Origin of the sequence: Pelomonas lactea, from assembly GCF_043555885.1 — a bacterium.
Taxonomy (GTDB): Bacteria; Pseudomonadota; Gammaproteobacteria; order Burkholderiales; family Burkholderiaceae_C; genus Pelomonas; species Pelomonas lactea.
Genome location: NZ_JBIGHX010000002.1, coordinates 157,536 through 184,099, shown reverse-complemented (window position 1 = coordinate 184,099; position 26,564 = coordinate 157,536). Strand labels below are relative to the sequence as shown.

Annotated in this window: 22 protein-coding genes; 19 read left to right on the top strand and 3 right to left on the bottom strand. The window is 70.3% G+C overall.

Going from position 1 to position 26,564, the window contains the following annotated elements:
- The first annotated feature begins 178 nt into the window (after window positions 1-178).
- From ACG04Q_RS05195 to ACG04Q_RS05105, 19 genes are all read left to right on the top strand, one after another.
- Window positions 179-1,306, top strand: coding sequence for an ABC transporter ATP-binding protein (locus tag ACG04Q_RS05195; protein WP_394509809.1), 1,128 nt, complete (start codon window positions 179-181; stop codon window positions 1,304-1,306).
- The gene (gene malE, locus ACG04Q_RS05190; protein ID WP_394509808.1) at window positions 1,303-2,481 is read left to right on the top strand and encodes a maltose/maltodextrin ABC transporter substrate-binding protein MalE; all 1,179 of its coding nucleotides are present in this window, start codon (window positions 1,303-1,305) and stop codon (window positions 2,479-2,481) included. Before ACG04Q_RS05195 ends, malE begins: the two co-directional genes overlap by 4 nt.
- A 5-nt stretch (window positions 2,482-2,486) precedes the next feature.
- Window positions 2,487-4,058 carry a maltose ABC transporter permease MalF gene (malF, locus tag ACG04Q_RS05185; RefSeq protein WP_394509807.1) on the top strand — a complete coding sequence of 524 codons (1,572 nt, stop codon included), beginning with the start codon at window positions 2,487-2,489 and terminating at the stop codon, window positions 4,056-4,058.
- Window positions 4,059-4,068: 10 nt separating this feature from the next.
- Window positions 4,069-4,959 (top strand): maltose ABC transporter permease MalG, encoded by an 891-nt coding sequence (gene malG, locus ACG04Q_RS05180; protein WP_394509806.1) that lies wholly within the window; start codon window positions 4,069-4,071, stop codon window positions 4,957-4,959.
- A gap of 5 nt (window positions 4,960-4,964) precedes the next feature.
- A complete protein-coding gene (locus ACG04Q_RS05175) occupies window positions 4,965-7,346 on the top strand; it encodes a glycoside hydrolase family 13 protein (protein WP_394509805.1) in 2,382 nt (793 codons plus the stop codon).
- Window positions 7,343-8,224, top strand: coding sequence for an aldo/keto reductase (locus ACG04Q_RS05170; protein ID WP_394509804.1), 882 nt, complete (start codon window positions 7,343-7,345; stop codon window positions 8,222-8,224). Before ACG04Q_RS05175 ends, ACG04Q_RS05170 begins: the two co-directional genes overlap by 4 nt.
- Window positions 8,225-8,288: 64 nt before the next feature.
- Complete coding sequence (locus ACG04Q_RS05165; RefSeq protein WP_394509803.1) at window positions 8,289-9,182, top strand: substrate-binding periplasmic protein; 894 nt, start codon at window positions 8,289-8,291, stop codon at window positions 9,180-9,182.
- Between the two features lie 38 nt (window positions 9,183-9,220).
- Window positions 9,221-10,114: a substrate-binding periplasmic protein gene (locus tag ACG04Q_RS05160; RefSeq protein WP_394509802.1), complete on the top strand. Its 894-nt coding sequence runs from the start codon at window positions 9,221-9,223 to the stop codon at window positions 10,112-10,114.
- Window positions 10,115-10,354: 240 nt separating this feature from the next.
- Complete coding sequence (locus ACG04Q_RS05155) at window positions 10,355-12,283, top strand: methyl-accepting chemotaxis protein (RefSeq protein WP_394509801.1); 1,929 nt, start codon at window positions 10,355-10,357, stop codon at window positions 12,281-12,283.
- 17 nt (window positions 12,284-12,300) lie between these two features.
- A complete protein-coding gene (locus ACG04Q_RS05150) occupies window positions 12,301-13,932 on the top strand; it encodes a chemotaxis protein CheW (RefSeq protein WP_394509800.1) in 1,632 nt (543 codons plus the stop codon).
- Window positions 13,933-13,949: 17 nt separating this feature from the next.
- Complete coding sequence (gene cheB, locus ACG04Q_RS05145; RefSeq protein ID WP_394509799.1) at window positions 13,950-15,065, top strand: chemotaxis-specific protein-glutamate methyltransferase CheB; 1,116 nt, start codon at window positions 13,950-13,952, stop codon at window positions 15,063-15,065.
- Between the two features lie 13 nt (window positions 15,066-15,078).
- Window positions 15,079-15,702 (top strand): HEAT repeat domain-containing protein, encoded by a 624-nt coding sequence (locus ACG04Q_RS05140; RefSeq protein WP_394509798.1) that lies wholly within the window; start codon window positions 15,079-15,081, stop codon window positions 15,700-15,702.
- On the top strand, window positions 15,699-16,580 hold the full coding sequence (locus ACG04Q_RS05135; RefSeq protein WP_394509797.1) for a CheR family methyltransferase: 882 nt from the start codon (window positions 15,699-15,701) through the stop codon (window positions 16,578-16,580). Before ACG04Q_RS05140 ends, ACG04Q_RS05135 begins: the two co-directional genes overlap by 4 nt.
- On the top strand, window positions 16,577-17,014 hold the full coding sequence (locus tag ACG04Q_RS05130) for a response regulator (RefSeq protein WP_394509796.1): 438 nt from the start codon (window positions 16,577-16,579) through the stop codon (window positions 17,012-17,014). The genes ACG04Q_RS05135 and ACG04Q_RS05130 overlap by 4 nt, the downstream gene beginning before the upstream one ends.
- Window positions 17,011-19,350, top strand: a complete 2,340-nt coding sequence (locus ACG04Q_RS05125; protein WP_394509795.1) for a chemotaxis protein CheA — start codon at window positions 17,011-17,013, stop codon at window positions 19,348-19,350. The genes ACG04Q_RS05130 and ACG04Q_RS05125 overlap by 4 nt, the downstream gene beginning before the upstream one ends.
- Complete coding sequence (locus ACG04Q_RS05120; RefSeq protein WP_394509794.1) at window positions 19,350-19,610, top strand: hypothetical protein; 261 nt, start codon at window positions 19,350-19,352, stop codon at window positions 19,608-19,610. Before ACG04Q_RS05125 ends, ACG04Q_RS05120 begins: the two co-directional genes overlap by 1 nt.
- On the top strand, window positions 19,607-19,975 hold the full coding sequence (locus ACG04Q_RS05115; protein WP_394509793.1) for a response regulator: 369 nt from the start codon (window positions 19,607-19,609) through the stop codon (window positions 19,973-19,975). The genes ACG04Q_RS05120 and ACG04Q_RS05115 overlap by 4 nt, the downstream gene beginning before the upstream one ends.
- Window positions 19,976-19,987: 12 nt before the next feature.
- Complete coding sequence (locus tag ACG04Q_RS05110; RefSeq protein WP_394509792.1) at window positions 19,988-21,274, top strand: methyl-accepting chemotaxis protein; 1,287 nt, start codon at window positions 19,988-19,990, stop codon at window positions 21,272-21,274.
- A gap of 15 nt (window positions 21,275-21,289) precedes the next feature.
- A complete protein-coding gene (locus tag ACG04Q_RS05105; protein WP_394509791.1) occupies window positions 21,290-22,531 on the top strand; it encodes a patatin-like phospholipase family protein in 1,242 nt (413 codons plus the stop codon).
- On the opposite strand, the gene ACG04Q_RS05100 is transcribed toward ACG04Q_RS05105, so the two are convergent.
- Genes ACG04Q_RS05100 through ACG04Q_RS05090 form a run of 3 tightly spaced genes read right to left on the bottom strand, consistent with a single transcriptional unit; the run spans window position 22,523 to window position 26,558 of the window.
- Complete coding sequence (locus tag ACG04Q_RS05100) at window positions 22,523-23,257, bottom strand: sugar nucleotide-binding protein (protein ID WP_394509790.1); 735 nt, start codon at window positions 23,255-23,257, stop codon at window positions 22,523-22,525. The genes ACG04Q_RS05105 and ACG04Q_RS05100 overlap by 9 nt on opposite strands.
- A complete protein-coding gene (locus ACG04Q_RS05095) occupies window positions 23,254-24,552 on the bottom strand; it encodes an alpha-amylase family glycosyl hydrolase (protein ID WP_394509789.1) in 1,299 nt (432 codons plus the stop codon). Before ACG04Q_RS05095 ends, ACG04Q_RS05100 begins: the two co-directional genes overlap by 4 nt.
- Window positions 24,553-24,560: 8 nt before the next feature.
- Window positions 24,561-26,558, bottom strand: a complete 1,998-nt coding sequence (locus tag ACG04Q_RS05090) for a S9 family peptidase (protein WP_394509788.1) — start codon at window positions 26,556-26,558, stop codon at window positions 24,561-24,563.
- Between the last annotated feature and the right edge of the window lie 6 nt (window positions 26,559-26,564).

Genomic DNA, 26,564 nt, shown 5'->3' with positions numbered 1-26,564 from the left:
AAATCGTTGATTTGCAAGGGTTTCATGAAGGTTCAGCCGGGCTAACGCTGTTGTTATCAGCTCTTCACGAATGTATATTGTCTACAAACACGGGCAAAGACGCGAAATTTGAGCCCGATTTGGCGAGACAAGCGGGCGTAGTTGGACGACACGTCGCCCGCCGACTGAAAGGTTAGAAGTGGCAGACGTTCGACTGACCGGGGTGGAGAAGGCCTACGGCGACATCCGCATCCTTCACGGCATCGACCTGGAGATCCGCGATGGGGAGTTCATGGTCTTCGTGGGCCCCTCGGGCTGCGGCAAGAGCACGCTGCTGCGCTCCATCGCCGGCCTGGAAGAGATCACCGGCGGCGAGCTGACCATCGGCGGGCGCGTCGTCAACGACGTGCCGCCGGCCGAGCGCGGCATCGCCATGGTGTTCCAGAGCTATGCGCTGTACCCGCACATGAACCTGTACGACAACATGGCGTTCGGGTTGAAGCTGGCGAAGGTGCCCAAGGCCGAGATCGACACGGCCGTGCGCAACGCCGCCAAGATCCTGCACATCGAGCACCTGCTGGACCGCAAGCCCAAGGACCTGTCCGGCGGCCAGCGCCAGCGCGTGGCCATCGGCCGCGCCATCGTGCGCAAGCCCGAGGTGTTCCTGTTCGACGAGCCGCTGTCCAACCTGGACGCCGCGCTGCGCGTGCGCATGCGCTACGAGTTCGCGAAGCTCCACGAAGACCTCAAGACCACGATGATTTACGTGACCCACGACCAGGTGGAGGCCATGACGCTGGCCGACCGCATCGTCGTGCTGTCCGCCGGCAAGGTGGAGCAGGTCGGCTCGCCGCTGGAGCTGTACGAGCACCCGCGCAACCTGTTCGTCGCCGGCTTCATCGGCAGCCCCAAGATGAACTTCATCGACGGCGAGCTGGTCGCCATCGAGCCGGGCCATGTCGACGTGAAGCTGGTGGGCAGCGGCGTGGTGCTGCGCGCCCGCGTGGACGGCAGCGCGGCGCAGCTGGGCGACAAGGTCAAGCTGGGCGTGCGCCCCGAGCACATCCGCCGCGGCGACCACGGCCAGGGCAACCTGCTGCACAGCACGGTGGCCTTCGTCGAGTCGCTGGGCGGCATCACCTTCGCCTACTGCCCCTACCCGGGCGTCGAGGAAGCCCTGACCTGCCAGTTCGAGGGCCGAAACGGCGTGGACCGCCTGCGCAGCAACCAGGACCTGGAGCTGCACCTGCCGCCCGAGGCGCTGTACGTGTTCAACGCCGACGGGCTGGCGCTGCGCCGCCTCGCCGCCCCGGAGCTGGGCGCATGAAGCTCAAGCACCTGTGGGCTGCGGCCCTGCTGGCCGCGGCACCGGCCTTCGCCGAGTCGCCGCGCCTGCTCGTCTGGATCAACAGCGACAAGGCCTACAACGGCCTGCAGACGGTGGGCAACGCGTTCGAGAAGGCCTCGGGCGTGAAGGTCGTCGTGGAGCACCCGGTGGACCCCACCGACAAGTTCCAGCAGGCCGCGGGTGCCGGCAAGGGGCCGGACATCTTCTGCTGGCCGCATGACCGCGTCGGCGAATGGGCCAAGGCCGGCCTGCTGACACCGCTGCGGCCGTCGGCACGGCTGCGGGCCGAGTCCGAGGAGACGGCCTGGGCAGCGCTGACCTACCGCGGCCGCGTGTGGGGCTACCCGATCGCCATCGAGACGACCGGCCTGATCTACAACAAGGCCCTCGTGAAGACGCCGCCCGCGACCTGGGACGAGGTCATCGCGCTGGACAAGCAGTTGCAGGCGCAGGGCAAGCGCGCCATCCTGTGGCACTACAACAAGAGCTTCTTCACCTGGCCCATGGTGGCCGGCGCCGGCGGCGAGATCTTCGGCCGTGATGCGCAGGGCGACTTCGACGCCGGCCAGGTCGGTGTGAACACGCCCGGCGCGCTCAAGGCCGCCGAAGTGCTGGACCGCCTGATCCGCGACGGCCACATGCCCAAGGGCGCCAACTACGCCGAGATGGAAACGGGCTTCGCCCGCGGCGAGGTGGCGATGATGATCTCCGGCCCCTGGGCCTGGGACAACGCCCGCAAGGCCAGGATCGATTTCGGCGTGGCGCCCATCCCCGCCGTCGTGGCCGGCAAGCCCAGCAAGAGCTTCGTCGGCGTGCTGGGCTGCATGATCGCGGCGCCCAGCAGGAACAAGGACCTGGCCAAGGAGTTCATCGAGAACCACCTGATGCGGCCCGAGGCGCTGAAGGTGCTGGACGCCGACGTGCCCATCGGCGTGCCGGCCAACAAGGCCTTCTACGCCCAGCTGTCGGTCAACCCGCTGATCGCGGCCAGCATGGTCAACGCCCGCAACGGCGCCCCCATTCCCAACATCCCCGAGGTGGGCCGCTTCTGGACCGCGATGGACGCGGCGCTGGAAGCCATCACCAACGGCCTGCAATCCCCGAAGGACGCGCTGGATGGCGCCGCCGCACGGATGCTGCTGAACAAGAAATGAACGCGTTGTCCTCCTCCCTCGGCCAGGGCACGTACTCCACGCTGCCCCCGACCACCGCCGACAAGCTCGGCCGGCTGCTGTACTGGCCCGCCGTTGCGGCGCTGATCGTCGGCGCCCTCTACTTCGTCTTCGTCGTCTACGCCACCGGCCAGGCCGCCTGGGCCACGGGCCTGCTGGTGTTGTTCACGGCGGGCTTCTACGTCTACCTCAGCCGCGGCGGCTTCGCGTGGCGCTACCTGTTCCCCGGCATTGCCGGCATGCTGGTGTTCATCGCCTTCCCGCTGGTCTACACGGCGCAGATCGGCTTCACGAACTACTCCAGCACACACCTGCTGAGCGAGAGCCGCGTGCGCGAGTACCTGCTGGAGCAGCACGACGCGGTGGAAGACCAGGTGCTGGCCTACAGCCTGCACGCCAGCGGCGCCGAGTACCGCCTGGCGCTGGCCAAGGAGGGCGAGCCGGCGCCGCGCTGGGTGTCGCCGCCGCTGGCGCTGCGGGCCGGCAAAGCGCTGCGCGTGGACGCCACGGCGCCCGACGCGGCCACCGCGCCCACGGGCCCCGCCCTGCCCTTGCCCGAACTCGTCAAACACCGTGACGCGCTGGCCAAGCTGGTGCTGGTGCTGCCGGACAAGTCCGAGCTGCACTACCTGGGCCTGCGCGAGTTCGGCCCCGTCAAACCGCAGTGGACCGCGGCGGCCGACGGCAGCCTGACGCGCACTGCCGACGGCGTCGTGTTCAAGCCCAACCGCGACACCGGGTTCTTCGAGTCCGCCGCCGGCGAGACGCTGCAGCCCGGCTTCAAGGCCTTCATCGGCGCGGGCAACTACGCCCGCATGCTGTTCGACGCCGAGTTCCGCGGCCCCTTCCTGTCCATCTTCACGTGGACGGTGGTGTTCTCGGCGCTGACGGTGTTCTTCGCCACGGCCATCGGCATGCTGTTCGCGGTGATGCTGAACTGGGAAGGCATGAAGTACCGCACCACCTACCGCACGCTGCTGTTCCTGCCGTACGCGGTGCCCGGCTTCATCTCCATCCTCGTCTTCAAGGGCCTGTTCAACCAGAACTTCGGCGAAATCAACGCCATCCTGGATGCGCTGTTCGGCGTCAAACCGGCGTGGTTTGCCGACCCGTTCCTCGCGAAGACGATGCTGGTCATCGTCAACGTCTGGCTGGGCTACCCCTACGTGATGATCCTGTGCTCGGGGCTGCTGAAGGCGATTCCCGCGGACCTGTACGAAGCCTCGGCGCTGGCCGGTGCGTCCCCGGCCACGAACTTCTTCAAGATCACCGCGCCGCTCATCATCAAGCCGCTGGCGCCACTGCTGGTGAGTGCGTTCGCGTTCAACTTCAACAACTTCGTGCTGATCGCGCTGCTGACCGACGGCCGGCCGGACTTCCTGTCCACCAAGCTGCCGGCGGGCCAGACCGACATCCTCGTCAGCTACACCTACCGCATCGCTTTCCGCGACTCGGGCTCCGACTTCGGCCTCGCCGCGGCGATCTCGACGCTGATCTTCTTCCTCGTGGCGGCGCTGTCGCTGATCAACCTGCGTCTGTCTGCCAAGGCGCAGAAGTAAGGAACCCGACATGGCCATCGTCCTCGGCAAACAAGCGCGCTGGCGCACCTTCGCGGCTCACGCCGTGATGTGGGTGTTCATCGCCATCACCCTGTTCCCGCTGCTGGCGGTCGTCTCCATCTCGCTGCGGCCCGGCAACTTCGCCACCGGCAGCCTGATCCCGACCGAGATCAGCCTGGAGCACTGGAAGCTTGCGCTCGGCATCCCCTACCAGGCCGCCGACGGCAGCCTGGTGCAGCCGCCCTTCCCGGTGCTGACCTGGCTGTGGAACTCCATCAAGATCGCCACCGCGTCGGCATTCCTCATCGTCGCCATCTCGACGACCGCGGCCTACGCCTTCGCGCGGCTGAAGTTCAGCTTCAGCAAGCCCGTGCTCAACGGCATGCTGCTGCTGCAGATGTTCCCGCCGGTGCTGGCGCTGGTGGCCATCTTCGCCATCTTCGAGACCATCGGCACCTACGTGCCGGCGCTGGGCGTCGAGACCCACGCGGGCCTGGTGCTCGCCTACCTGGGCGGCATCGCCACGCATGTGTGGACCATCAAGGGCTACTTCGAGACGATTCCCGTGGAGATCGAGGAGAACGCCAAGGTCGACGGCGCCACGCACTGGCAGGCCTTCAGCCGCGTGCTGCTGCCCATGGCCGTGCCCATCCTGATGGTGGTGTTCGTGCTGGCCTTCATCGGCTGCATCATCGAGTACCCGGTGGCCAGCATCCTGCTGCGGGAAGAGTCCAACCTCACGCTGGCGGTGGGCTCCAAATACTTCCTGCACGACCAACGCTTCCTGTGGGGTGACTTCGCGGCCGCGGCCGTGCTGTCGGGCCTGCCGATCACGCTGGTCTTCCTGTTGGCGCAACGCTGGATCGTCTCCGGCCTGACGGCCGGTGGGGTCAAGGGATGAAAGCGATGCGCCGCGATCTTCTTGCTCTGGGGGCCGCACTGTTCGCGCTCGTCCCGGCGGCCCAGGCCGCTTCCTGCCAGCCCGCACCGCTGGGCGACGCCACGCTGTACCTGCGCGGCAGCCTCAACAACTGGGCCGCCCAGGACGAACAGGCCTTCGAGTACCGCTGCAACGCCTACTTCCTCAACCTCAAGGCCAGCGGCCCGCAGGAGTTCAAGCTGGCCGACGAGGACTGGACGCCCGCCCTCACCTTCGGCGGCAATGCGAAGGGCCAGCCGGCTCGTGGCGCTGGTGGCAACCTCCAGCGCAGCTTCCAGGGCGAGCACACGCTGCGGCTCACGATCGCAGCCGACGGCAGCGCCACGCTGACGGTCGGCCCCAAGACGTTCAAGCCCACACCGCCACGCCCCATCACCGACCGCGCCGCCCTCACGGTCCACTTCAGCTCGCGCGTCGAGGAATACAAGCGCCCCTTCGGCGCGCAGCCCGCCGGCACCGAGATCAGCTTCAGCATCGGCAACGACGCACCGGGCCTGAAGAGCGCGACGCTGGTCATCGAGCGGCGCCGCATGAGCGGCAACCAGGAGCGGCTCGCCTACGAGCCGCTGACCCGCATCGCCATGACGCCCCGCTCGCGCGGGCTGGGCGTGGGCTTCACGGCCCGCCACCGCTTTGCCGATACCGGCGTCTACGGCTACTGGTTCGAACTGGAGATGTACGACGGCAGCCGGTACGCGCTGCAGAACAACACCGACACGGTCTACTGGACGCGCGAGAAGGGCTCCATGGGGCACGCCAGCATCGAACGACTGCCGGCCAGCACCCAGCGCATCCGCCGCTACCGCCAGACCATCTACGCGCCCGACTTCAAGGTGCCGGACTGGGCGCGCGACATCGTCTACTACTACGTCTTCCCCGAGCGCTTCCGCAACGGCGACAAGAGCAACGACCCGCGCCCCGGCGGCGGCCGGCCGCAAGACCGCTACCAGGATCGCGACGTGGAGCGCCACGCGACGTGGAACGAAAAGCCGTTCAAGCCGGGCACGGGCGACGGCTCCGACGCGCTCTTCAACAACGACTTCTTTGGCGGAGACCTGCAGGGCCTCATCGACAAGCTCGACTACATCAAGAGCGTCGGCGCCAACGCGCTGTACCTGACGCCCGTCTTCCGCGCGCCCAGCAACCACAAGTACGACGCGGCCGACTACAAGCAGATCGACCCCGCCTTCGGCACCAACGACGACTTCGTGCGCCTGTGCGCCGAGGCCGCCAAGCGCGGCATCCGCGTCATCCCCGACACGTCGCTGAACCACGTCGGCGCGGACTCGCCGTACTTCAACCGGTTTGGGAACTTCCCGGCGGGCGGCGCGTTCGACAACGGCAAGATCAACCCGACCTCGCCCTACGCCAGCTGGTTCAAGTTCAAGCCCGACGAGAAAGACCCAGCCAAGCAGTACCAGGGCTGGGTGGGCGTGGCAGACCTGCCGGAGATCGACAAGAGCAGCCCCGCCTTCCGCGCCTATGCCTACCGCGACAAGGACTCCGTGACCAACCTCTGGCTGGACCGCGGTGCCGCCGGCTGGCGCATGGACGTGGCGCCCTGGGTGCCCGACGACTTCTGGCGGGAGTGGCGCCAGGCCGTGAAGGCGAAGAAGCCCGATGCGCTGACGGTGGCGGAGACCTGGTTCGACAGCTCCAAGTACTTCCTCGGCGACATGTTCGACAGCACGATGAACTACATCTTCCGCAACGCCGTGCTGGACTACGCAGCTGGCAAGAGCGGCAGGACGATGGCCGCCAACCTGGAGCTGATGCGCGAAGCCTACCCGCCGCAGGCGTTCTCGGCGCTGATGAACCTGCTGTCCACGCACGACCAGCCGCGCGCGCTGCACCACTTCGGCGAAGACCGCGACCGCGCCCAGGCCAAGCAGCGCCTGCGCCTGGCCGTGTTCTTCCAGATGACCTACCCCGGCTCGCCCACCATCTACTACGGCGACGAGGTGGGCCTGGGCGGCGGCGACGACCCGTTCAACCGCGCGCCCTACCCCTGGGCCGACGAAGGCGGCCAGCCAGACGAAGCGCTGCTGGCCGACTTCAGGCGCTTGACCAAGCTGCGACACGAGTTGCCCGTGCTGCGCCACGGCACGCTGCAGGCGCCGTTGCACGTGGACGAACAGGTCGTCGTGCTGGCCCGCCAGGACGGCACGACCTGGGCGCTGACCGCCACCAACAACAGCAACACCGCCAGAACCGTCAGGTTCTTCGTGCCGCTGGACAACGGCACGCTGCGCGACGCGCTCGGTGGCAGCGACGTGACGGTCAAGAACCACGAGGTCCAGCTGACCGTGCCGCCGCTGTTCGGCCGCGTCCTCGTCCACGCGCCATGATCCGCAACCCCCTTGGCCACACGGGCCTGAAGGTGTCCGCGCTGGGCTTCGGCGCCATGCACCTCAATGACGAGCGCACGACCGAGGCCGAAGCCGGCGCGCTGCTCAATGGCGTGCTCGATGCCGGCATCACGCTGATCGACACGGCCCGCGGCTACGGCCTGAGCGAGCAGCGCATCGGCCGCCACATCGCGCACCGCCGCCACGAGTTCCTGCTGTCCACCAAGGTCGGCTACGGCGTCGAGGGCGTGCCCGACTGGAGCTACGACTGCATCGTGCAGGGCGTGGAACGCGCGCTGCGGCTGATGAAGACCGACGTGCTGGACATCGTGCACCTGCACTCCTGCCCGCTGCCGGTGCTGCAAGAGGGTGACGTCATCCGCGCGCTGCTGGACTGCCGCGCGGCTGGCAAGCTGCGCGTGCCCGCCTACTCGGGCGACAACGCCGAGGTCGACTTCGCCATCGCCTGCGGCGCCTTCGGCAGCCTGCAGACCTCCATCAGCCTCTGCGACCAGGCCCACCTCGCGCAACGCGCGGCGCTGGCCGACCACGCCGGCATCGGCGTCATCGCCAAGCGCCCGCTCGCCGGCGCCGTGTGGCGGCTGGCGCAGCGCCCCGACGATCATGCCGAAGGCGCCTACTGGGACCGCTTCAAGGCCATGGGCCTGATCGGGGCCGAAGACTGGGCCGACGTGGCGCTGCGCTTTGTCGCCTTCCACACCGGTGCTGCCAGCGCCATCGTCGGCACCGCCAGGCCCGCCAACCTGCACCGAAACCTGACCGCGGTAGCGCGCGGCCCGCTGCCCGCAGACCTCGCGGTCGCCATCCGCGACGCCTTCCGCCAGCACGGCGGCGCGGCCTGGCCGGGCCTGACCTGAACGCCCCCTCGGCCGCGCGGTTAGCCCCGCAGCCGCTGCGGCCGGCATGGCGCATGATGCGGGGGTGACGCCGCCGCCCACTGCCCGACTGCATCGCCGCCACTGCCTGGCCCTGCCGCTGCTGCTGGCAGGCGGCACGCTGCCTGCGCAGCCGGCGGACGCCGTGCGCCTGCCGCGCCACATCAGCATGCCGGACCCGCAACTGGCCTATGTGCGCCGCCTCGTCGAACTGGCGCTGGCCCGCGCCGGCAGCCGGCTGGAGGTGCGGCCGGTGGACCTGGACATGGCGCAGGGCCGCACGCTCGTCGAACTGGCCTCGGGCCGCAGCCCGGTGGATCTGCTGTGGACCGTGACCGACCGCCACCGCGAGGCCAGCGGCCTGCTGCCGGTGCGCATTCCCATCGACCGCGGGCTGATGGGCTGGCGACTGCTGCTGGTGCGGCGCAACGAACTGGCGCAATGGGCGCATGTGCGCAGCCTCAGCGCCCTGGCCGGGCGGCTGGCCGGCCAGGGTCATGACTGGCCGGACACCACCATCCTGCGCGCCAACGGCCTGCGGGTGGGCACCAGCAGCGTCTACGAGGCGCTGTTCCGCATGCTGGCCGCCGGCCGCATTGACTACTTCCCCCGCTCCATCCTGGAGGTGGACGCCGAACTGGCCGGTGGACGACATCCCGACCTCGCGATCGTCCCCGACCTGATGCTGCACTACCCCGCCGCGGCCTACCTGTTCGTCAGCCCCACGCGACCCGAGCTGGCCGCCGAGCTCAGGGCCGGCCTGGAGGCTGCGGTGGCCGATGGCAGCTTCCAGCGTCTGCACCGCGAGCAGTACGCGGCCGTGCTCAAGGCCCATCCGGTGACGGCGCAGGGCGTGCTGAAGCTCAGCAACCCCCTGCTGCCGGCAGAGACGCCGGTGCAGCGTCGCGAGCTCTGGCTGCAGCCGGGTGACGCCGGCTGACAACGCGACGGCGTGCCGCCGCTGGCATGATGGGCCACATGACCCGCGCGCTGCCCCAGGTCCTCAGCCGCCGCACGATGCTGCTGGCGGCCGGCGCCGGCCTGATCGCGCCATGCGCCCGCGCCCAGCCGGTGAAGGTCTGGCTGCCGCGCAGCATCGGCGCCACGGACCCGCAGCTGCTGTACGTCCGTCGCCTCGTCAGCCTCGCGCTGGAACTGACCGGCATGGAAATGGCGCTGACGCTGGTGGACATGGAGATGGCCCAGGGTCGCAGCTTGATGGAGCTGGCGCGCGGCGATGGCCCGCTGGACCTGATCTGGACCATGACCACGCGCCAGCGCGAAGCCTCGGGCCTGCTGACCGTGCGCATTCCCATCGACCGTGGCCTGATGGGCTGGCGGGTCCTGCTGGTGCGCCGCAGTGACCTGCCCCGCTGGCGCCCGCTGCAAAGCCTGGACGACCTGCGGCCGCTGCTGGCGGGCCAGGGCCATGACTGGCCCGACACCGAGATCCTGCGCGCCAACGGGCTGAAAGTGCTGACCAGCAGCACGCACGATGCGCTGTTCCGCATGCTGGACAGCGGCCGCTTTGACTACATGCCGCGCGCCATCATGGAGGTCGACGCCGAGCTGGCCGACAACCGCCACCCCCAGCTCGCCGTCGTGCCCGACCTGATGCTGTACTACCCCACCGCGTCCTACCTGTTCGTGTCGCCGCGCAGGCCCGACCTGGCCCGGCTGCTGCAGGCCGGGCTGGAGAAGGCCGTCGCCGAGGGCAGCCTGCAGCGCTTGCACCACGAGCATTTCGGCGCGGCACTGCGCGCCCACCCGGTCATGCGGGAGCGCATCGTCCACCTCCGCAACCCGCTGCTGCCGTCGGACACCCCCCTGCAGCGCCGCGAACTCTGGCTGCAACCCGGCGGCGCCGGCTGACCTGACCTGCGCCGGCGCGCGGCCGCCTCGCGCCGCCGGCAGCATCGACCGTGGCCGTCGCCACATCGCTCCCCGCCGCGGCTGGAACATATTTCACACATTTCGGTATTCGCTTGCGCCAGCCACGCCCAAAGATATCTTTTTTATCAATTTAAGGGTTCAATTCAATCACTTGTCCGGCCGCACGCAGACAAAAACGCCTGAAGCGGCCTCCCGAACCCTGACCGAAGGAGAGTGGCGATGTCGCTGGTGATGAAAAACAAGGATGCCCTGCAGAGCTCGGCGCCGCCGGCCGTCGTGGCCAAGGGCCTGAGCCGCACGACGAACCGCGATGCCGAGGTCTACCGGCGGCGCGCACGCACACTGGCCAAGCAGCAGCAGGCTGCCGAGCGCATCGCCAGCGCCAGCACACAGCTGGCCAGCGGCATCAACGAGGCGGCCTCGGCGGCCGAGGAGCTCAAGCGCGCAGCCGACCAGATCTCCAGCGGCGCCGAGGAGGCTGCGGGCGCCGCTCAGGAGTCACTGGCGGCCATCACGCAGGTGAACGTCGCGCTGGAACGCCAGCTTGGCGCCAGCCGCGACGCGCAGACACGGGCCGAGGGCATGCGCGATCTCGCCGGAGGCATCAATACCGAGATCAGCGCCACCATCCAGGCGCTGGGCGTCGCCGCGGAGCGGCAGGCCGCCTCGGTCGAGATGGTGGCCGAACTGGAACGACAGGCCGCCAACATCGGCGACATCGTCAAGGCCGTCGCCCGCATCGCCGATCAGACCAACCTGCTGGCACTCAATGCCGCCATCGAGGCGGCGCGTGCCGGCCAGCATGGCAAGGGCTTCGCCGTCGTCGCCGACGAAGTGCGCACGCTGGCCGAGACGAGCGAGAAGAGCGCCAAGCAGATCCAGGACCTCGTCGGCCAGATCCAGACCGAGGTCACCGGCATCGCCTCGGGCATCAACTCGTCCGCGCAGGCCATCCAGGCCGAGGTCGGCAAGAGCCAGGTCATCAGCGAGCAGCTCGAACGCATCCGCACCGATGCGGCCGAGATCGTCACCGGCGCCACCACCATCGCCGCCGCCGCGGCGCAGGCCAGCACGGCCGCCCAGCAGGCATTGCGCGGAACGGAGCTGATCGCGTCGGCCGCCACCGAGCAAAGCTCGGCCTGCGAGGAATCCGCCAAGACCGTGGCGGAGCAGTCCGCGGCCCTTGCCGAGTGCGAGCAGACGGCCGCCAGCCTCTCCGAGATCGCCGATGAGCTGAAGAACTCCACGGACATCTCCAAGAGCGCCGAGGAAGTGGCCTCCGCGGCCGAGGAGCTGTCCAGCACCGTGCAGGAGATCACCCGCTCCGCCAGCCAGATCATGGTGGCGCTGGAGCAGATCCGCAAAGGCGCGCAGACCCAGTCCAGCGCCACCGCCGAATCGGCCGCGGCCATCACGCAGATCGGCCAGTCGGCCCAGATTGCCGAACAGCGCGCCACCGACGCACGCGACCGCGCCAGCGCCATCCGCGCGCTGATGGGCGAGAACAAGGGCCACATCGACAGCCTGATCACCAGCATCGGCGCCGGCGTGGACACCACCCGCACCAGCATGCAGCAGATCAAGGACCTGGAGCTGGTCAGCCGCAAGATCGACAAGATCGTCGACGCCATCACCCAGGTCTCGGTGCAGACCAACATGCTGGCCGTCAACGGCAGCATCGAGGCCGCGCGGGCCGGGGAGTACGGCAAGGGCTTCGTCGTCGTCGCCACCGACATCCGCAACCTCGCGCACGACTCGGCCGAGAACGCGGACCGCATCAAGGACCTGGTGAAGAGCATCCAGGACCAGATCGCGCTCGTCGGCCGCGACCTGGGCGAGATCATGGCCGCCGCACAGACCGAGGTGGAAAAGGCGCGCGGTGTGACGCAGAACCTGCTGCACATGGAGCGGGACGTCATCGCGGTCGAGGCCGGCAACACGGCGGCCGCGCAGTCCGCCGTCGAGATCGCCACGGCCCTGACCCAGGTGCGCGCCGGCGTGGAGCAGATCTCCGCAGCAGCCACCCAGGCCGAGAAGGCCGCAGAGCAGGCCGCTGCCGCGGCCAGGCAGCAAAGCCAGGGGGCGGACGAACTGAGCGCCGCCATCGAGGAGATCTCGTCCCTGGCCGACGAGCTGCAGAGCAACTGACGCTGCGAGGAGCTGCCATGGACACCCTGGACCCACGGGCCGCAGACGTCACGGCGCCCACGCCGGACGCACAGGCCAACGGCCAGTTCGTCAGCTTCGAGCTGGCCGGCGAGAAGTTCGCCGTGCCGATGGGCCCGGTGCAGGAAATCATCCGCCTGCCCGACGTCGCGCGGCTGCCGCTGGCCCCGCATGCGCTGCTGGGCCTGGCCAACCTGCGCGGCCGCGTGCTGCCGCTGCTGAGCCTGCGCCGCCTCGTCGGCCTGCCCGACCTGGCCCAGAACGACGCCGCGCGTGCGCTGGTCATCCACTGCGGCCAGGCGCTGGGCTTCCTCGTCGACACCGTGCTCAGCGTGCTGCACGTGGAGGCGGGCGAGCTGCAGCCGGCGGCCGGCATCCAGTCGGTGGTGCAGACGGACTGCCTGACCGGTCTGATCCGCCGCCCGGGCGCCGACGGGCACGACGAACTGCTGATGGTGCTGGACTTCAACCAGCTGGTGCAGCGCGCGTTCGACACGCTGCGGTGCGCCGCCAGGGCCGCGGCCGAGGACACGAGCCGACGCGATCCACCGGGCATGCCGCACGGCACGGCCATCGATGCCGCCGACGCCCTGGCGCAGGACTTGCGCATGGTCAGCTTCACCGTCGCGGGCCAGGAGTACGCCCTGCCCATCGAGGACGTGCAGGAGATCGTGCAGCTGCCCGAGACCGTCACGGCGCTGCCGCAGGCACCCGCCCATGTGCGTGGCGTCATCTCGCTGCGCCAGCGCCTGCTGCCGCTGGTGGACCTGCGCAGCCTGTTCCGCCTGGGCGCCCCGGCGGCGGACGCGCACCAGCGCATCGTCGTCGTCAGCCCGCGCGGCTGCGGGCCGGTGGGGTTGGTGACCGACGCGGTCAAGGAGGTCCTGAGCGTTCCCCGCCAGCACAGCGACCCGGTGCCCGAGCTGCTGACGCGCGACCAGCAGCTCGGCGAGCTCGACGCGATCTGCCGGCTGGACGATGGCCGACGCCTCGTCTCGGTGCTGTCCACGACACGGCTGCTCGGGCTCGACAGCCTGCGCGAAGCCGCCGCCCTGGCCGCCGACCTGCAGACCGCCCCCCACGACGACACGGAGTCCGCCATGCGAGAACTGCCCGAACACGGCCAGGTGCAGGACGACCTGCAACTGGTGATCTTCCGCCTGGGCGCCGAGGAGTTCGGCGTGCCCATCATGTGCGTGCAGGAGATCGTGCGCGTGCCCGAACAGCTCACCAGGGTGCCGCGCACACCGGCCTTCGTCGAAGGCGTCATCAACCTGCGCGGCGCGGTGCTGCCGGTCATCGACCAGCGCATGCGGCTGGACCTGCCGCCGCTGCCACGCAACGACCGCCAGCGCATCATGGTGTTCACGCTGGGCGAGCAGCGCACGGGCTTCATCGTCGACTCGGTCGCCGAGGTGCTGCGCGTGCCGCGCCAGTGCATCGCGCCGGCGCCGGCGCTGTCGGAGGCCCAGAGCCGCATGATCCGCGAGGTGGCCCGGCTGGACGGCCAGCAACGCCTGATCATGCTGATCGATCCGCCCCAGCTGCTGCAGTGGCAGCAGAACACCGCGCCGGCCCCGGCCCTCGCGGCGGTGGCGGACCTTCCCGAGCTTCACCGCGAAGCCGCCTGACGTCGGGGAGACATGCCATGGGCAACAAGGTACTCGTGGTCGACGACTCGGCGCTGATGCGCCGGGTGCTGCGCCAGTTGCTGAGCGAGGCCGGGTTCGAGGTCGAGTCCGCGCGCAGCGGCCGGGAAGGGGTGGAGATGGTCGAGGCGTTCCAGCCCGACGTCGTCACGCTGGACGTCAACATGCCGGAGATGGACGGGCTGACCGCGCTGTCGCTGATGATGGCCACGCGGCCGACGCCGGTCATCATGGTCTCGTCGCTGACCGCCGCCAACGCGATGCCGACGCTGGAAGCGCTGGCGCTGGGCGCGGTGGACTATGTCGCCAAGCCCGGCGGCACCATCTCGCTGAACCTGCATGAGGTGGCGGGCGATCTCATCCGCAAGGTGCGCGCCGCCAGCGGCGCCCGCGTGCGCGGCGTGCCGCCCCGGACGCTGCGCGATCGTGACGCCGCGCGGACGCCCGCACGCATGCAACCGCGTTCGCAGCGCCCGCCGGCCGCCGTCCACGCCACCCTGCCGGCCCCGGTGGCCGGCCATGTGGACGGGCTGGTCATCATCGGCGTCTCCACGGGCGGGCCGCGCACGCTGGAGGACATCCTGCCCACGCTGCCTGCCGACTTTCCGTGGCCGGTGCTGGTGTGCCAGCACATGCCCGCCCAGTTCACCGCCACCTTCGCCCGGCGCATGGACAGCCTCTGCGCGCTGGACGTGCGCGAATGCGACGGGCCCATGCCGCTGCGGCCCGGCCAGGTGCTGGTGGCGCAAGGCGGCTTCGACATGGTCGTCACCGAGCGGCTGGGGCGGCTCGTCGCCCAGCCCGCCCCCGAGGCGGCCAGCGAGCCGTGGCACCCCTGCGTCGACGTGCTGGTGGACAGCGCTCTGCGCGCACTGCCGGCCCCGCGGCTCGTGGGCGTGCTGCTCACCGGCATGGGCTACGACGGTGCGGCCAGCATGGCACGGCTGCGCCAGCAGGGCGGCCGCACGATCGCCGAGTCGGCCGAGACCGCGATCGTGTTCGGCATGCCGCAGGAGTTGATCAAACGCAGCGGCGCCGACTGCGTGCTGCCCAGCTCGCGCATTGGCGAGCAGCTGTGCCATTGGGTGCCGGGCACCCCGTGGCGCGCCCACTGAATCGAGCGACACCATGGCCCTGCGCAAAACCTCCCCCACCCCGCTGCACCCCGTGCAACCCCGCCAGCACCCGCGCGACCTGCCGGGCCTGCAGCAGCAACTGGGCGACCCCGACCCGCGGCTGCGCCGCCTCGCCGCCCGCGACCTGGCGCACTACCCCGCCGCCGCGCTGGCGCTGGGCCACGCGCTGTCGGTGGAGGCCGATGCCAGCGTGCGCGAGGCGCTGTTCACCAGCCTGGGTGCCGTCGCGGGCGATGGCGCCGTGCAGGCGCTGCTGCCGCTGCTGCGCACCGAGGACCCCGGGCTGCGCAACGGCGCCATCGAGGCACTGGCGGCCATGCCGCTGGCGGTTGCCCCGAGCATCGACCGGCTGTTGCTGGACCCGGACGACGATGTCCGCATCTTCGCCGTCAACCTGCTGGGCGAACTGCGCCACCCCCAGGTACCGCGCTGGCTGGTGCAGGTGCTGCAGCAGGACCCGCATGTCAACGTCGTCGCCGCCGCGCTGGAGGTGCTGGCCGAGGTGGGCAGCCCGCAGGAGCTGCCGGCGCTGCAGGCCGTGCGCGAGCGCTTCGGCAGCGACGCCTTCATCGACTTCGCGGCCGAACTGGCCATCAGCCGCATCGAGGCATCATGACGTCCGCCGTGCGCTCCGCCCCTGCCCGCGCCCAGCCCGCGGTCACCGATGCCGACTTCCAGAAGTTCCGCGAGTTCTTCTACCGCAAGACCGGCATCCATTTCGACGAGAACAAGCGCTACTTCGTCGACAAGCGCCTCGTCGACCGCATGCAGGCCACCGGCGCGACCGACTTCCGCCAGTACTTCATCGGCCTGCGCTTCGAGTCTGACGGCCAGGAGCTGCAGCACCTGGTGAACACGATGACGGTCAACGAGACCTACTTCCTGCGCGAGGCCTACCAGTTCGACTGCATGAGCAACAACCTGCTCGATGAACTGGTGCACACCCGGCCCGCCGGTGAGCGGCTGCGCATCTGGTCCATCCCGTCGTCCACCGGCGAGGAGCCCTACTCCATCGCGATGCACCTGCTCGAGCGCTGGCCCGGCATCCACCGCCATGATGTCGAGATCCTGTCCTCCGACATCGACACCCAGGTGCTCGACGCGGCCCAGCGCGGCGTCTACAGCGCCCGCTCCGTGGCCAATGTGCCGCGGCCGTGGCTGGAGAAGTACTTCCGCCGTGTCGGCGACCAGGAATGGGCGATCTCCCGCGAGCTGGTGGCCGCCGTGGAATTCAGCCGCGTCAACCTCAGCGACCCGGCGGACACGCGCCGTTTCCGCGACGTCGACCTGATCTTCTGCCGCAACCTGCTCATCTACTTCGACGACGTGTCGCGCCGCAGCGCCGCGGAGGCGATGTACGACGCGCTGCGCCCGGGCGGCTTCGTCTGCCTCGGCCACTCGGAGTCCATGAGCCGCATCAGCGCGCTGTACCGCGTCCGCCGCTTCGCCGACGCCATGGTCTACCAGAAACCCCTGAACGGAGAGGCACCATGACCGCTGCCCGCATCCTCGTGGTCGACGACGCGGCCACCGTTCGCATGTACCACCGCAAGCTGCTGACCGACGCCGGCTGGCAGACCGACGAAGCCATCAACGGCCTGGAGGCGGTGGAGAAGGTGGTGGCCGCCGCCGACGAACGGCCCTTCGACCTCTACGTCGTCGACGTGAACATGCCCAAGCTCGACGGCTACGGCTTCGTGCGCGAGCTGCGCCGCCTGCCGGCCGCGCACCAGGCGCCCGTCATGATGGTCTCCACCGAGGCGCAGCTGCAGGACGCCTCGGCCGCCCAGGAAGCCGGCGCCAACTGCTACCTCGTGAAGCCCGCCCGCCCCGCCGAGCTGGTGCTGACCGCCGCCCTGCTGCTGGGCGACGCCCCCGCCGCCGCGCGCGCCGCGGCCGCCCATCCGCTGCCCGGAGCCGCCCGATGAACGCCGGAACCGACATCCTCGAACAGTTCGTCCTCGAGGCGCGCGAGTGCCTGGAGACCATCGGCCAGCGGCTGCTGGACATCGAGCGCCGCCCCGACGACCCCGCGCTGATCAACGACCTGTTCCGCTCCGTCCACACGCTCAAGGGCAACTGCGGGCTGTTCGAGTTCGGCGCGCTGGAGCATGTGGTGCATGCCGGCGAGGACCTGCTGGACCAGGTGCGATCCGGCCGCCTCGTCTACGACACCGCGATGGCGGACGCGCTGCTCGCCGCGATGGACCACAGCGCCGAGCTGATCGACGCCATCGCCGCCCACGGCCAGTTGCCGGACGGTGCGATGGCGCGCTCGCAAACGCTGGCCGCGGCGCTGCGTGGCTTCCTCGGCAAGCCGGGCACGCCCGCCACGCCGACGCCTCCTCCCGCAGCGCCCGCTGCCCCGCCATCCGCTGCCGCTGTCCCGGCGCCCCCGCCCCTGCCCGGCTGGGCACGCGCCCTGCCGGCCGACTGGCAGCCGCTCACGCTGCCGGGCCACACGCTCGTGCGCTACCAGCCCGAGCCGGAATGCTTCTTCAAGGGCGAGGATCCGTGGCAGCTGGTGCGCGCCACGCCCGGGCTGCTGGCGCTGCAGGTGCTGCCACCGGCCGCGTGGGCGGCGCCGCAAGCCCTGGACTGCTACCGCTGCGAGCTGGGCTTCCTGGTGCTGAGCCGCGCCCCGGCGGCCTACCTGCAGGAGCACTTCCGCTACGTGCCGGAACAGTGCGAGATCATCACGCTGCCGGCCTGCGCACCGGCTGACACGGCCGCGGCGCACGCCGAGCTGGCCGAGGGCCACCAGCAGCTGCTGGCACAGCGCCTGGCCCAGCTGTGGAGCGACCAGCTGGCCGTGCTGCAGCGCCCGGCACCGGCGGCTGGCACCATCGCCGCCGTGCGGCAGGTGCTGACGCAGCTGCTGGGTGTGCGCAGCGGACTGCCCGACGCACATGGCGCGGCGCTGGTGGACGCGCGCAGCAGCCTGCCCGGCAACGAGGCCAGCGCCGCGGCGCTCGCCGCCTGGGCACGCCAGCATCACCCGCTGGGCCCGGTGCCGGCCGACGCCCCGGCGGCGCCGCGCAGCAACCCGGCGCCGGCGGCGCCCGAGGACGGCGGCACCGAGCGCGGCAGCCACAAGGTGCTGAAGGTCGCCCAGGACAAGATCGACCGCCTGATGGACCTGATCGGCGAGATGGTCGTCGCCAAGAACGCCCTGCCCTACCTGGCACAGCGCGCCGAGACGCAGTTCCGGCAGCGCGAACTGGCCCGCGAGATCAAGAACCAGTACGCGGTCATCAACCGCATCGCCGAGGACATGCAGCACGCCATCATGCAGGTACGCATGCTGCCGGTGGGCACCGTGTTCCAGCGCTTCGGCCGCCTGGTGCGCGACATCTCCAAGCGCCTGGGCAAGGAGGTGCAGCTGGTCATCGAGGGCGAGGACACCGAGGCGGACAAGAACGTCATCGAGAGCCTGGCCGACCCGCTGATCCACATCCTGCGCAACAGCCTGGACCACGGCATCGAGACGCCCGACGTGCGCCTGGCCGCCGGCAAGCCGGCCCACGGCACGTTGCGCGTGAGTGCCCGCCAGGACGGTGACCGCGTGGTGCTGGACATCCGCGACGACGGCGCCGGCGTGGACACCGCCCGCGTGCGCGCCAAGGCCGTGGAGCGCGGCCTCATCCCTGCCGACCGTGCCGACGCGCTGACCGATGCCGAGGCCGTGCAGCTGGTCTTCCTGCCGGGCTTCTCCACGGCCGACAGCATCTCCGACCTGTCCGGCCGCGGCGTGGGCATGGACGTGGTGCGCTCCGCGGTGGAGCGCGTCAACGGCACCGTGCAGCTCAGCAGCGTGCGCGGCGAGGGCACGACGTTGACGCTGACGCTGCCGCTGTCGATGGCGGTCACGCACGTGATGATGATCCGCTCCGCCGGCTGCCGCTTTGGCGTGCCCATGGACCTGATCGTCGAGACCGTGCGCGTGCCGGCGGAAGACATCCACCGCTTCAAGGCGGCCCAGACCGTCGTGCTGCGCGGGCGCATCGTGCCGCTGCGCAGCCTCAATGCGCTGCTGGGCATGGACGAGCCGCAGACGCTGAACACCGAACGCGAGCACGCCGTGCTGGTGCTGCGCTGGGGCGGCGAGCCGGTGGGGCTGATCGTCGACGAGTTCGACGGCACCTCCGACATCATCCTGCGCCCGCTGGAAGGCGTGCTGGGCGGCATGACCGGGTTCGCCGGCTCGGCGCTGATGGGCGACGGCAGCGTGCTGATGATCCTCAACCCCAAGGAGCTGCTCTGATGGCCATCCGCTACCTCAAGACCTACGCGGCGCTGGAGGGGCACCTCGGCGCCGAGGACGCCGAAGCGCTGCTCGCCTGGCTGCGCGAGCAGGCCCGGCCGCAGGTGCACCTGGGCCGCTGCGAGTCGCTGCACACCGCGCTGCTGCAGACGCTGCTGGCGCTGTCGCCGCGCATCAAGGCGCCCCCCGCCGACCCCTGGCTGTGCCGTGCCCTGGGCCTGGCCACGCCGTCCACCCCTGTTTCCGGGAGCCCCGCATGAACAAGACCATCCTCCTCGTCGACGACTCGGCGACCATGCTGATGAGCCTCAGCAAGACCCTCACCATCAGCGGCCTCACGGTGGAGACCGCCAGCGACGGCAGCTCGGCGCTGGACAAGCTCAAGGCCGGGTTGAAACCGGCGCTGATCATCACCGACATCAACATGCCCAAGCTCGACGGGCTGGGCCTGATCAGCGAGGCCCGCAAGCTGCTGCGCTTCACGCCCATCCTGGCGCTGACCACCGAGAGCCAGCAGCAAAAGCGCGACGAGGCCAAGCGCCAGGGCGCCACCGGCTGGCTGGTCAAGCCGGTGGGCGGCAACGAGCTGCTGCAGGTCATCCGCCAGGTCATCCCCGGACTGTGAGGAGCACATGCCATGGACTCCGATCCCCATGTCATCAAGAACCGCCCGGCGCTGAGCGCATGGGGCGGCCCGCTGGCCCGCCAGGGCGCTCGGCTGCTCGGCGCGGGCCTGGGCATCGCGCTGGTGGCCTACGCGCTGCAGGGCCTGCCCGGCTGCCAGGCGGCCGGCGTGCCGCTGGCCTGGGCCGCCGGCGGTGCGCTGGCCGGCTGGCAGCTGCGGCGCTGGCAGGAGCGCCGCCGCAGCGCCGACCCCCGTGGCCAGCACCCGGAGGCCGCCGGCGTCGTCGCGCAGGACATCTCCACGCTGCAGCAGGCCTTCGCCGTGCTGGGCCAGCAGGTGAATGCCACCATCCAGACGTCGGAGACCGCCGTCATGGCGATCGGCGACCGGCTCTCCCGCGTGCATGACCGCAGCCTGGACCTGCGCCAGCGCGTGGTGGACGCCGTGGCGCGCTCCGAACAGCTGTCGGCCAGCTCGCTGGCGCAGTCGCAGCACCATGCCACCGCGGTGGCCCAGCTCGCCACGCACCAGCAGAGCTTCGAGCGGACCCGGCTGGACTTCCTGGCGCGCGTGCGCAACTCGGCCGACCAGGTGCGCCACCTCGCGCCGCTGGCCGAGCTGATCAGCGACATCGCCCGCCAGACCAACATGCTGGCCATCAACGCGGCCATTGAGGCTGCCCGCGCCGGCAACGAGGGCTCGGGCTTCAAGGTGGTGGCCGCCGAGGTGCGGCGCCTGTCCACGCAGACGGCCGATGCCGCCCAGCAGGTGACGGACGGCATCCAGCAGGCGGCGATGGCCATCGAGCGCGAAGCCGCGCAGCTGGAGACCGAGGTCAGCGACAGCCCGGCGGCCCAGCTCGGCGAGATCGCACTGCACATCCAGGCGATGAGCCAGACGCTCTCGGAGGTGGTGCCCTACCTGGGCCAGCTGTCCGCCGAGATGGACCTGGGCATCGCCGACATGTCCTCCGACATCGTCGACATCCTCGGCCACATGCAGTTCCAGGACATCAACCGCCAGCTGCTGGAGCAGATCAACAACGCGCTGGCCAGCCTGTCCAGCCATTTCTCGCAGCTGTACCAACTCATCGACGGCCAGGCACCGCCGCCGCCGCTGCTGCTGGAGGAGCTGCTGCAGCGCTGGACGCAGGACTACGTGATGCATGCACAGCGCGTGGCCCACGTGCTGGCCGTGGCCGGCCCGCGCGGCAACGTCGTGCCGCTGCACGGCGCCGCTGCCGACGAGGCGCCCATGCAGCTCGCCGTCGCGAACGGCCCCCGCATCGAACTCTTCTGACCCCGGGAGGCCGCCATGCACGCACTGCCCATGACAGGACTGGTCCTCAGCGGGGGCGGCGCCCGGGCGGCCTACCAGGTGGGCGTGCTGCGCGCGATCGCCCGCATCCGGCGCGAGCTGCAGGCCGGCCTGCCGTCCACGGACAACCCCTTCGCCGTCATCTCGGGCACGTCGGCCGGCGCCATCAACGGCGCCGGGCTGGCCTGCCAGGCCGACGACTTCGACAAGGCCGTCGAGCGACTGGTGTCCGTGTGGGCGGGCTTTCATGCCGACCAGGTGTACCGCTGCGACACGCTGGGCCTGCTCACCAACGGGCTGCGCTGGATGGGCGTGATGTCCATGGGCTGGGCCATGCGCCGTCTGCGGCCGCGCTCGCTGCTGGACAACTCCCCGCTGGGTGCGCTGCTGCGCGAGGTCGTGCCCATGCACCGGCTGCCCAGCCTGCTTGCGCGGCGCCACCTGCATGCGCTGGCCATCAGCGCCTCCAGCTACTCGACGGGGCAGCACGTCACGTTCTACCAGAGCGCGTCGCCCATCCCGCCCTGGGTGCGCACGCAGCGCATCGCGGCGCCGACCATGCTGGTGCACGAGCACCTGCTGGCCTCGTCGGCCATCCCGTTCATCTTCCCCGCCACCCGGCTGCACCACGAGGGGCGCGGCGCCTGGTATGGCGACGGCTCCATGCGCCAGGCATCGCCGCTGTCGCCGGCCATCCACCTGGGGGCCAAGCGGCTGGTCATCATCGGCGCCGGCCGCGCCCACCAGCCGCAGGACGACATCAATGACGATCCACGCTACCCCAGCCTCGCGCAGGTGGCCGGGCACGCGATGGCCAGCATGTTCCTGGACGCGCTGTCCGCCGACATCGAGCGCATGCAGCGCGTCAACTGCACGCTGGACAACCTGACGGCGGAGCAGCGCGCCGCGCACCCGCTGCAGCCCATCGAGTCCATCGTCATCGCGCCCAGCGAGCGGCTGGACGAGATGGCATCGCGCCACATCCACCGTCTGCCGCGCGCGGTGCAGCTGCTGCTGCGCTCCAGCGGCGTGCGGCACGGCCAGCGCCAGGGGGCGGCGCTGGCCAGCTACCTGCTGTTCGAACAGTCGTACACACGGGAGCTCATCGACCTGGGTGAGCAGGACGGACTGGCCCAGCGCGAGGCGCTGGCGCGCTTCCTGCAGCCCAGCGAGTTCACGGTTGCACGCGCGCAGCGGCTGCAGGCCAGCGCGCTGGTGGGGCTGGTGCCGTCAGCGTGACAGCCTCGCCGACAGCGGCGGCAGCCGGCTCGGCCCGCCGACCAGGCGCTGGTCATGGTGGTAGTCGTCCGTCGGCTCGACGCGCCAGTCGCGCCCATGCGCGCGGGCCAGAGCCCACGCCAGCTCGTCGAAGCGCCAGCCCTCCTGCGCGTTGCTGTCCAGGTGGTGCACGCCGGGCTGCGGCCGCTCGATCAGCGCCAGCAGCGCCGCCGCCGTGTCGGCCATGAAGGAGCAGGCCGGCGTCCACCGCCGGCTGGCGGCCACGCGGCCGTCGCGGCGCTGCCAGTCGTCCAGCGCCATCAGCATGTTGTTGCCGGACTGGGTCGGGTCGATCTGCCAGCCGATGCGGGCAACGGCAGCGGTGTCACTGGCGCGGCCGATGGCATCTTCGCAATCGATCTTGTAGCGGCCGTAGTCATCGCGCGCGGTGCGTGCATCGGCCACGTCATGCGGCCCGTCAGGCGCATGGTCGAACACCATCGCCGTGCTCGTGAACACAAAACGCTCGCAGCGCGCGGCGAGGAAGCCGGCAAAGCGCGCTGAGCCCATGCCCAGGTGGGCGACGGCATCGGGCTGCACGCCGGCCAGCCAGGCTGCGGACGCCGCTTCGTCATCCGGATTCACCGCAGCGCGGTCCCAGCCGACAACCTCGTGCCCGGCGGCTCGCGCTGCCTCGGCCAGCCGCGGCGCCAGCGTGCCGTTCAGGCCGGTGACAAGGATCTTCAAGACAGCGCCCAGCCCCAGGGCTTGAGCGGCCGGCCCTGCCAGGTCTGCGACTGCGCAGACAGGTTGACGGCCACGCGCACCACGTCCACGCCCAGCCGGCGCTCGAACGCGACGACGCCGGCCGGCGCCTCCAGCAGCGTCACCGGCGCGCCGTACTGACCGGCCGCCAGCGCCGGGTGCTGGTGCTTGAGCGCGATGAGCTGCTGATAGAAGCCGGTCAGCTCGTAGCTGCCCCACGCGATGGCGTCCTTCTCGAAGAAGGCCAGCCGCTTTGTCAGCCGCGACTCCTGGCCGTTGTAGATCAGCGGCATGCCGGGCAGCGTGAACGTCAGCACGGCCAGCGCCTGGTACGCGTCGCCGTACAGCTCGGCATCGGTGCCGTGCCAGGAGTTGAAGTCGTGGTTGCTCGTGAAGCGCATGCGGTAGGCATGCGCCGGGTAGCCGGCCGGCTGCCTCTGCAGCCAGGCTTTCAACAGGGGCTCGCCGGCCTCGCCCTTGCCGATCTTCTTGAACACCTCGTCGGCCAGGTCCCACGAGTAGGTCATGTCGAAGGCCCCGCTGGTGTGCAGCTCCTTCGCATCGGACTCGGCCAGCATGAACATGGGCTTGAGCGCATCCAGCTCGCGGCGCGCGCGCACCCAGAAGTCCGTGGGCACCAGGCTGGCCACGTCGCAGCGGAAGCCGTCCAGGTCCACCTCGCGCACCCAGAACTTCATCGCGTCGATCATCGCGGTGCGCAGCGCCTGGCTGCCGTAGTTCAGCGCGATGACGTCGTCCCAGTGCTCCGCGCCGGGCTGGCCCTCGTTGAACGTGACGGCGTAGACCTCGCCCTTCGCGTTGAGCTTGAACCAATCCTTGTGCGCGGTGGCCCAGGGGTGGTCCCAGGCGGTGTGGTTGGCCACCCAGTCGAGGATGACCTTCAGCCCCAGCTTGTGCGCCTCGGCGACGAACGACTTCGCGTCGGCCAGCGTGCCGAACTCGGGGTTCACGGCCGTGTAGTCGCTGATCGAGTAGTAGCTGCCCAGCGTCCCCTTGCGGTTGAGCTTGCCGATGGGCTGCCAGGGCATGACCCACAGAATGTCCACGCCCAGCGCCTTCAGCCGCGGCAGGTCCGCCTGCACGGCGGCCAGCGTGCCGGCGGCCGAGTACTGGCGCACGTTGACCTGGTAGATGACGGCCTGGCGGGTCCAGGGCAGGTGCGGCATGTCGACGGTGGCGGGCGTGGCGGCGGTGGCGGTCATGGCGGGCAGCGCGAGGGAGGTGGCGGCGGTGAGCACGGTGCGGCGGGTGGGCATGGCGGGCCTCAGCGGAGGTGGGTGGCGAGAAACAGCGCGACGCGGTTGTAGAAGTCGACCTCGTTGGCGGGCTTGCGCCAGCCATGGCCCTCCCTCGCGTAGCTGATCCATTCGACGCGGCGATTGCCGGCCTCCTGCAGCGCGCGCAGCATGGCCTTGCCGTGCTCGACCGGCACGCGCTGGTCGTGCTCGCCGTGCGCCAGCAGCACCGGCTGCCGGATGCGGGCGGCCACCGTGATGGGCGAGTTGGCCTTGAGCTCGGCAGCATCCTTCACGCGGTCGCCGATCAGCCGCGGCATGCCGTACTTCTTGTACGCGTCGCTCATGTCGCTCCAGTGGGCGCTGTACATCAGGTCCAGATCCGTGACAGCCAGCCAGGCCACGCCGCAGCGGTACAGCTCGGGCTCGCGGGCCAGCCCCATCAGCGTGGCGTAGCCGCCGTAGCTCGCACCCATCAGCGCGATGCGCCCGGGGTCGGCGATGCCTTCGGCGATCGCCCAGCGCGTGGCGTCGGTGACGTCGTCCTGCATGCGGCGCCCCCACTGCCGCCAGCTGGCGGTGAAGTGATCAGAGCCAAACCCCAGCGTGCCGCGGAACTGCGGCTGGATGACCGCGTAGCCCAGCGCGTTGAGGAACTGCACCTCCGGGTACCAGCGCCACGCGGTGTTCTTCACCCAGGGGCCGCCATGCACCAGCACGGCGGTGGGCAGGTTCTTGCCGGCCCCACCCTTGGGCAGGCTGACCCAGGTGGGCAACGAACGGCCGTCGCGCGCCTTCAGCCACTGCAGGTCCATGGCCGACTGCTGTTTCGCGTCGATGTCGGGCCGCTGCCCGCCCAGCCGCGTGAATTTGCGCGTGCTGCGGTTGAACAGCAGGTACATCGTCGGCTGGATGTCGGCGAAGGCCTCCACCAGCACCCAGGGCTCGTCACCCGTCCAGGGCACCGACAGCCGGTTCACCGTGCGCGGCAGTGCCTTGTCGATGAGCTGCTGCAGGGCCTGCATGTCCGCATCCAGCCACTGGGTGACCTCGGCGTCGATGCGAAAGCGCAGACCCAGCACGCGGTCACGGCGTTCGACGACGGCGGCCTCCACGTCGAACTGCGGCGAGCTGGCCAGCGGCTGCGCCGAGAAGGCGCCCGTGGCGGGATCGACCGTCCACATCGCCAGCCGGTCGCTGCCACGCCGGCTGGCGACGAACAGGCGGCCGTCGGCGCCGACATGGCTCACCTGCAGGTTGCCGTCCTCCTCGAAAGGATCGAATTCGGCCAGCAGCTTCCAGGCGCCGCTGGCCGGGTCTCGCCAACGCACGCTGGCCTGGTTGCCCTTGTGCGTCGTCACGACGCGCAACTGGCCGTCGCGGTCGGCCCACCAGCCGTTGCTGTGCAGCGGCGCGTCGATCTCGAGCGTGCGGCCCGTCAGCGTGTTCAGCCGCATCAGTTTGATGTGGCCGATCTCCTTCTCGGTGATGGTCTCGGGCCGCCACACCAGCACCTCGTTGCCCTGGCGCTGCGTGCTGCCGTTGAGCAGGAAGGTGTTCCAGGGCTGCAGCGCCGCGTCCGTGCCGTCGCGCAGCCAGAGGTGCTGGCGCTCCACCAGTTGCTTGAAGCGCTTGCCGTCATGATCCACGGCGAACAGCCCCGGGGCGCTGTCCTGCTCGGCATCCGCCGCGGTCGTATCGGCCAGGTCGAAGGCCAGGCGGTCGTTGTTGACCCAGACGAAGCGGTCCACGTCGTCGGTGTCGGAGATGAACACCACCTGCGGCTGAAGCGTATCCAGCGGCAACACGGACAGCACCGCGCGGCCTTCCTTGCCGATGCTGCGCATGGCCAGGCGCCGGCCGTCCGGCGAAAGCGCGGCCCCCGTCATCTGGGCGCGAGCGAAGAAGCGGGCGGCGTCAACGGGCAGCGGCGACTGCGCCAGCGCGCAGGGGCTGGCGGCTGCCAGCGCGGCAGCGGACAGCAGCGCTCGGCGGGTCAGCGCCGCATCAGGGAAGGAATGTGTCAAGGCGGG

Bases quoted from the DNA above. Each gene is read 5' to 3' on its own strand.
- malE (WP_394509808.1), top strand. From the start codon at position 1,303: ATGAAGCTCAAGCACCTGTGGGCTGCGGCCCTGCTGGCCGCGGCACCG.
- malG (WP_394509806.1), top strand. From the start codon at position 4,069: ATGGCCATCGTCCTCGGCAAACAAGCGCGCTGGCGCACCTTCGCGGCT.
- ACG04Q_RS05175 (WP_394509805.1), top strand. From the start codon at position 4,965: ATGCGCCGCGATCTTCTTGCTCTGGGGGCCGCACTGTTCGCGCTCGTC.
- ACG04Q_RS05170 (WP_394509804.1), top strand. From the start codon at position 7,343: ATGATCCGCAACCCCCTTGGCCACACGGGCCTGAAGGTGTCCGCGCTG.
- ACG04Q_RS05160 (WP_394509802.1), top strand. From the start codon at position 9,221: ATGACCCGCGCGCTGCCCCAGGTCCTCAGCCGCCGCACGATGCTGCTG.
- ACG04Q_RS05155 (WP_394509801.1), top strand. From the start codon at position 10,355: ATGTCGCTGGTGATGAAAAACAAGGATGCCCTGCAGAGCTCGGCGCCG.
- ACG04Q_RS05150 (WP_394509800.1), top strand. From the start codon at position 12,301: ATGGACACCCTGGACCCACGGGCCGCAGACGTCACGGCGCCCACGCCG.
- cheB (WP_394509799.1), top strand. From the start codon at position 13,950: ATGGGCAACAAGGTACTCGTGGTCGACGACTCGGCGCTGATGCGCCGG.
- ACG04Q_RS05140 (WP_394509798.1), top strand. From the start codon at position 15,079: ATGGCCCTGCGCAAAACCTCCCCCACCCCGCTGCACCCCGTGCAACCC.
- ACG04Q_RS05135 (WP_394509797.1), top strand. From the start codon at position 15,699: ATGACGTCCGCCGTGCGCTCCGCCCCTGCCCGCGCCCAGCCCGCGGTC.
- ACG04Q_RS05130 (WP_394509796.1), top strand. From the start codon at position 16,577: ATGACCGCTGCCCGCATCCTCGTGGTCGACGACGCGGCCACCGTTCGC.
- ACG04Q_RS05125 (WP_394509795.1), top strand. From the start codon at position 17,011: ATGAACGCCGGAACCGACATCCTCGAACAGTTCGTCCTCGAGGCGCGC.
- ACG04Q_RS05120 (WP_394509794.1), top strand. From the start codon at position 19,350: ATGGCCATCCGCTACCTCAAGACCTACGCGGCGCTGGAGGGGCACCTC.
- ACG04Q_RS05115 (WP_394509793.1), top strand. From the start codon at position 19,607: ATGAACAAGACCATCCTCCTCGTCGACGACTCGGCGACCATGCTGATG.
- ACG04Q_RS05110 (WP_394509792.1), top strand. From the start codon at position 19,988: ATGGACTCCGATCCCCATGTCATCAAGAACCGCCCGGCGCTGAGCGCA.
- ACG04Q_RS05105 (WP_394509791.1), top strand. From the start codon at position 21,290: ATGCACGCACTGCCCATGACAGGACTGGTCCTCAGCGGGGGCGGCGCC.
- ACG04Q_RS05095 (WP_394509789.1), bottom strand. From the start codon at position 24,552: ATGCCCACCCGCCGCACCGTGCTCACCGCCGCCACCTCCCTCGCGCTG.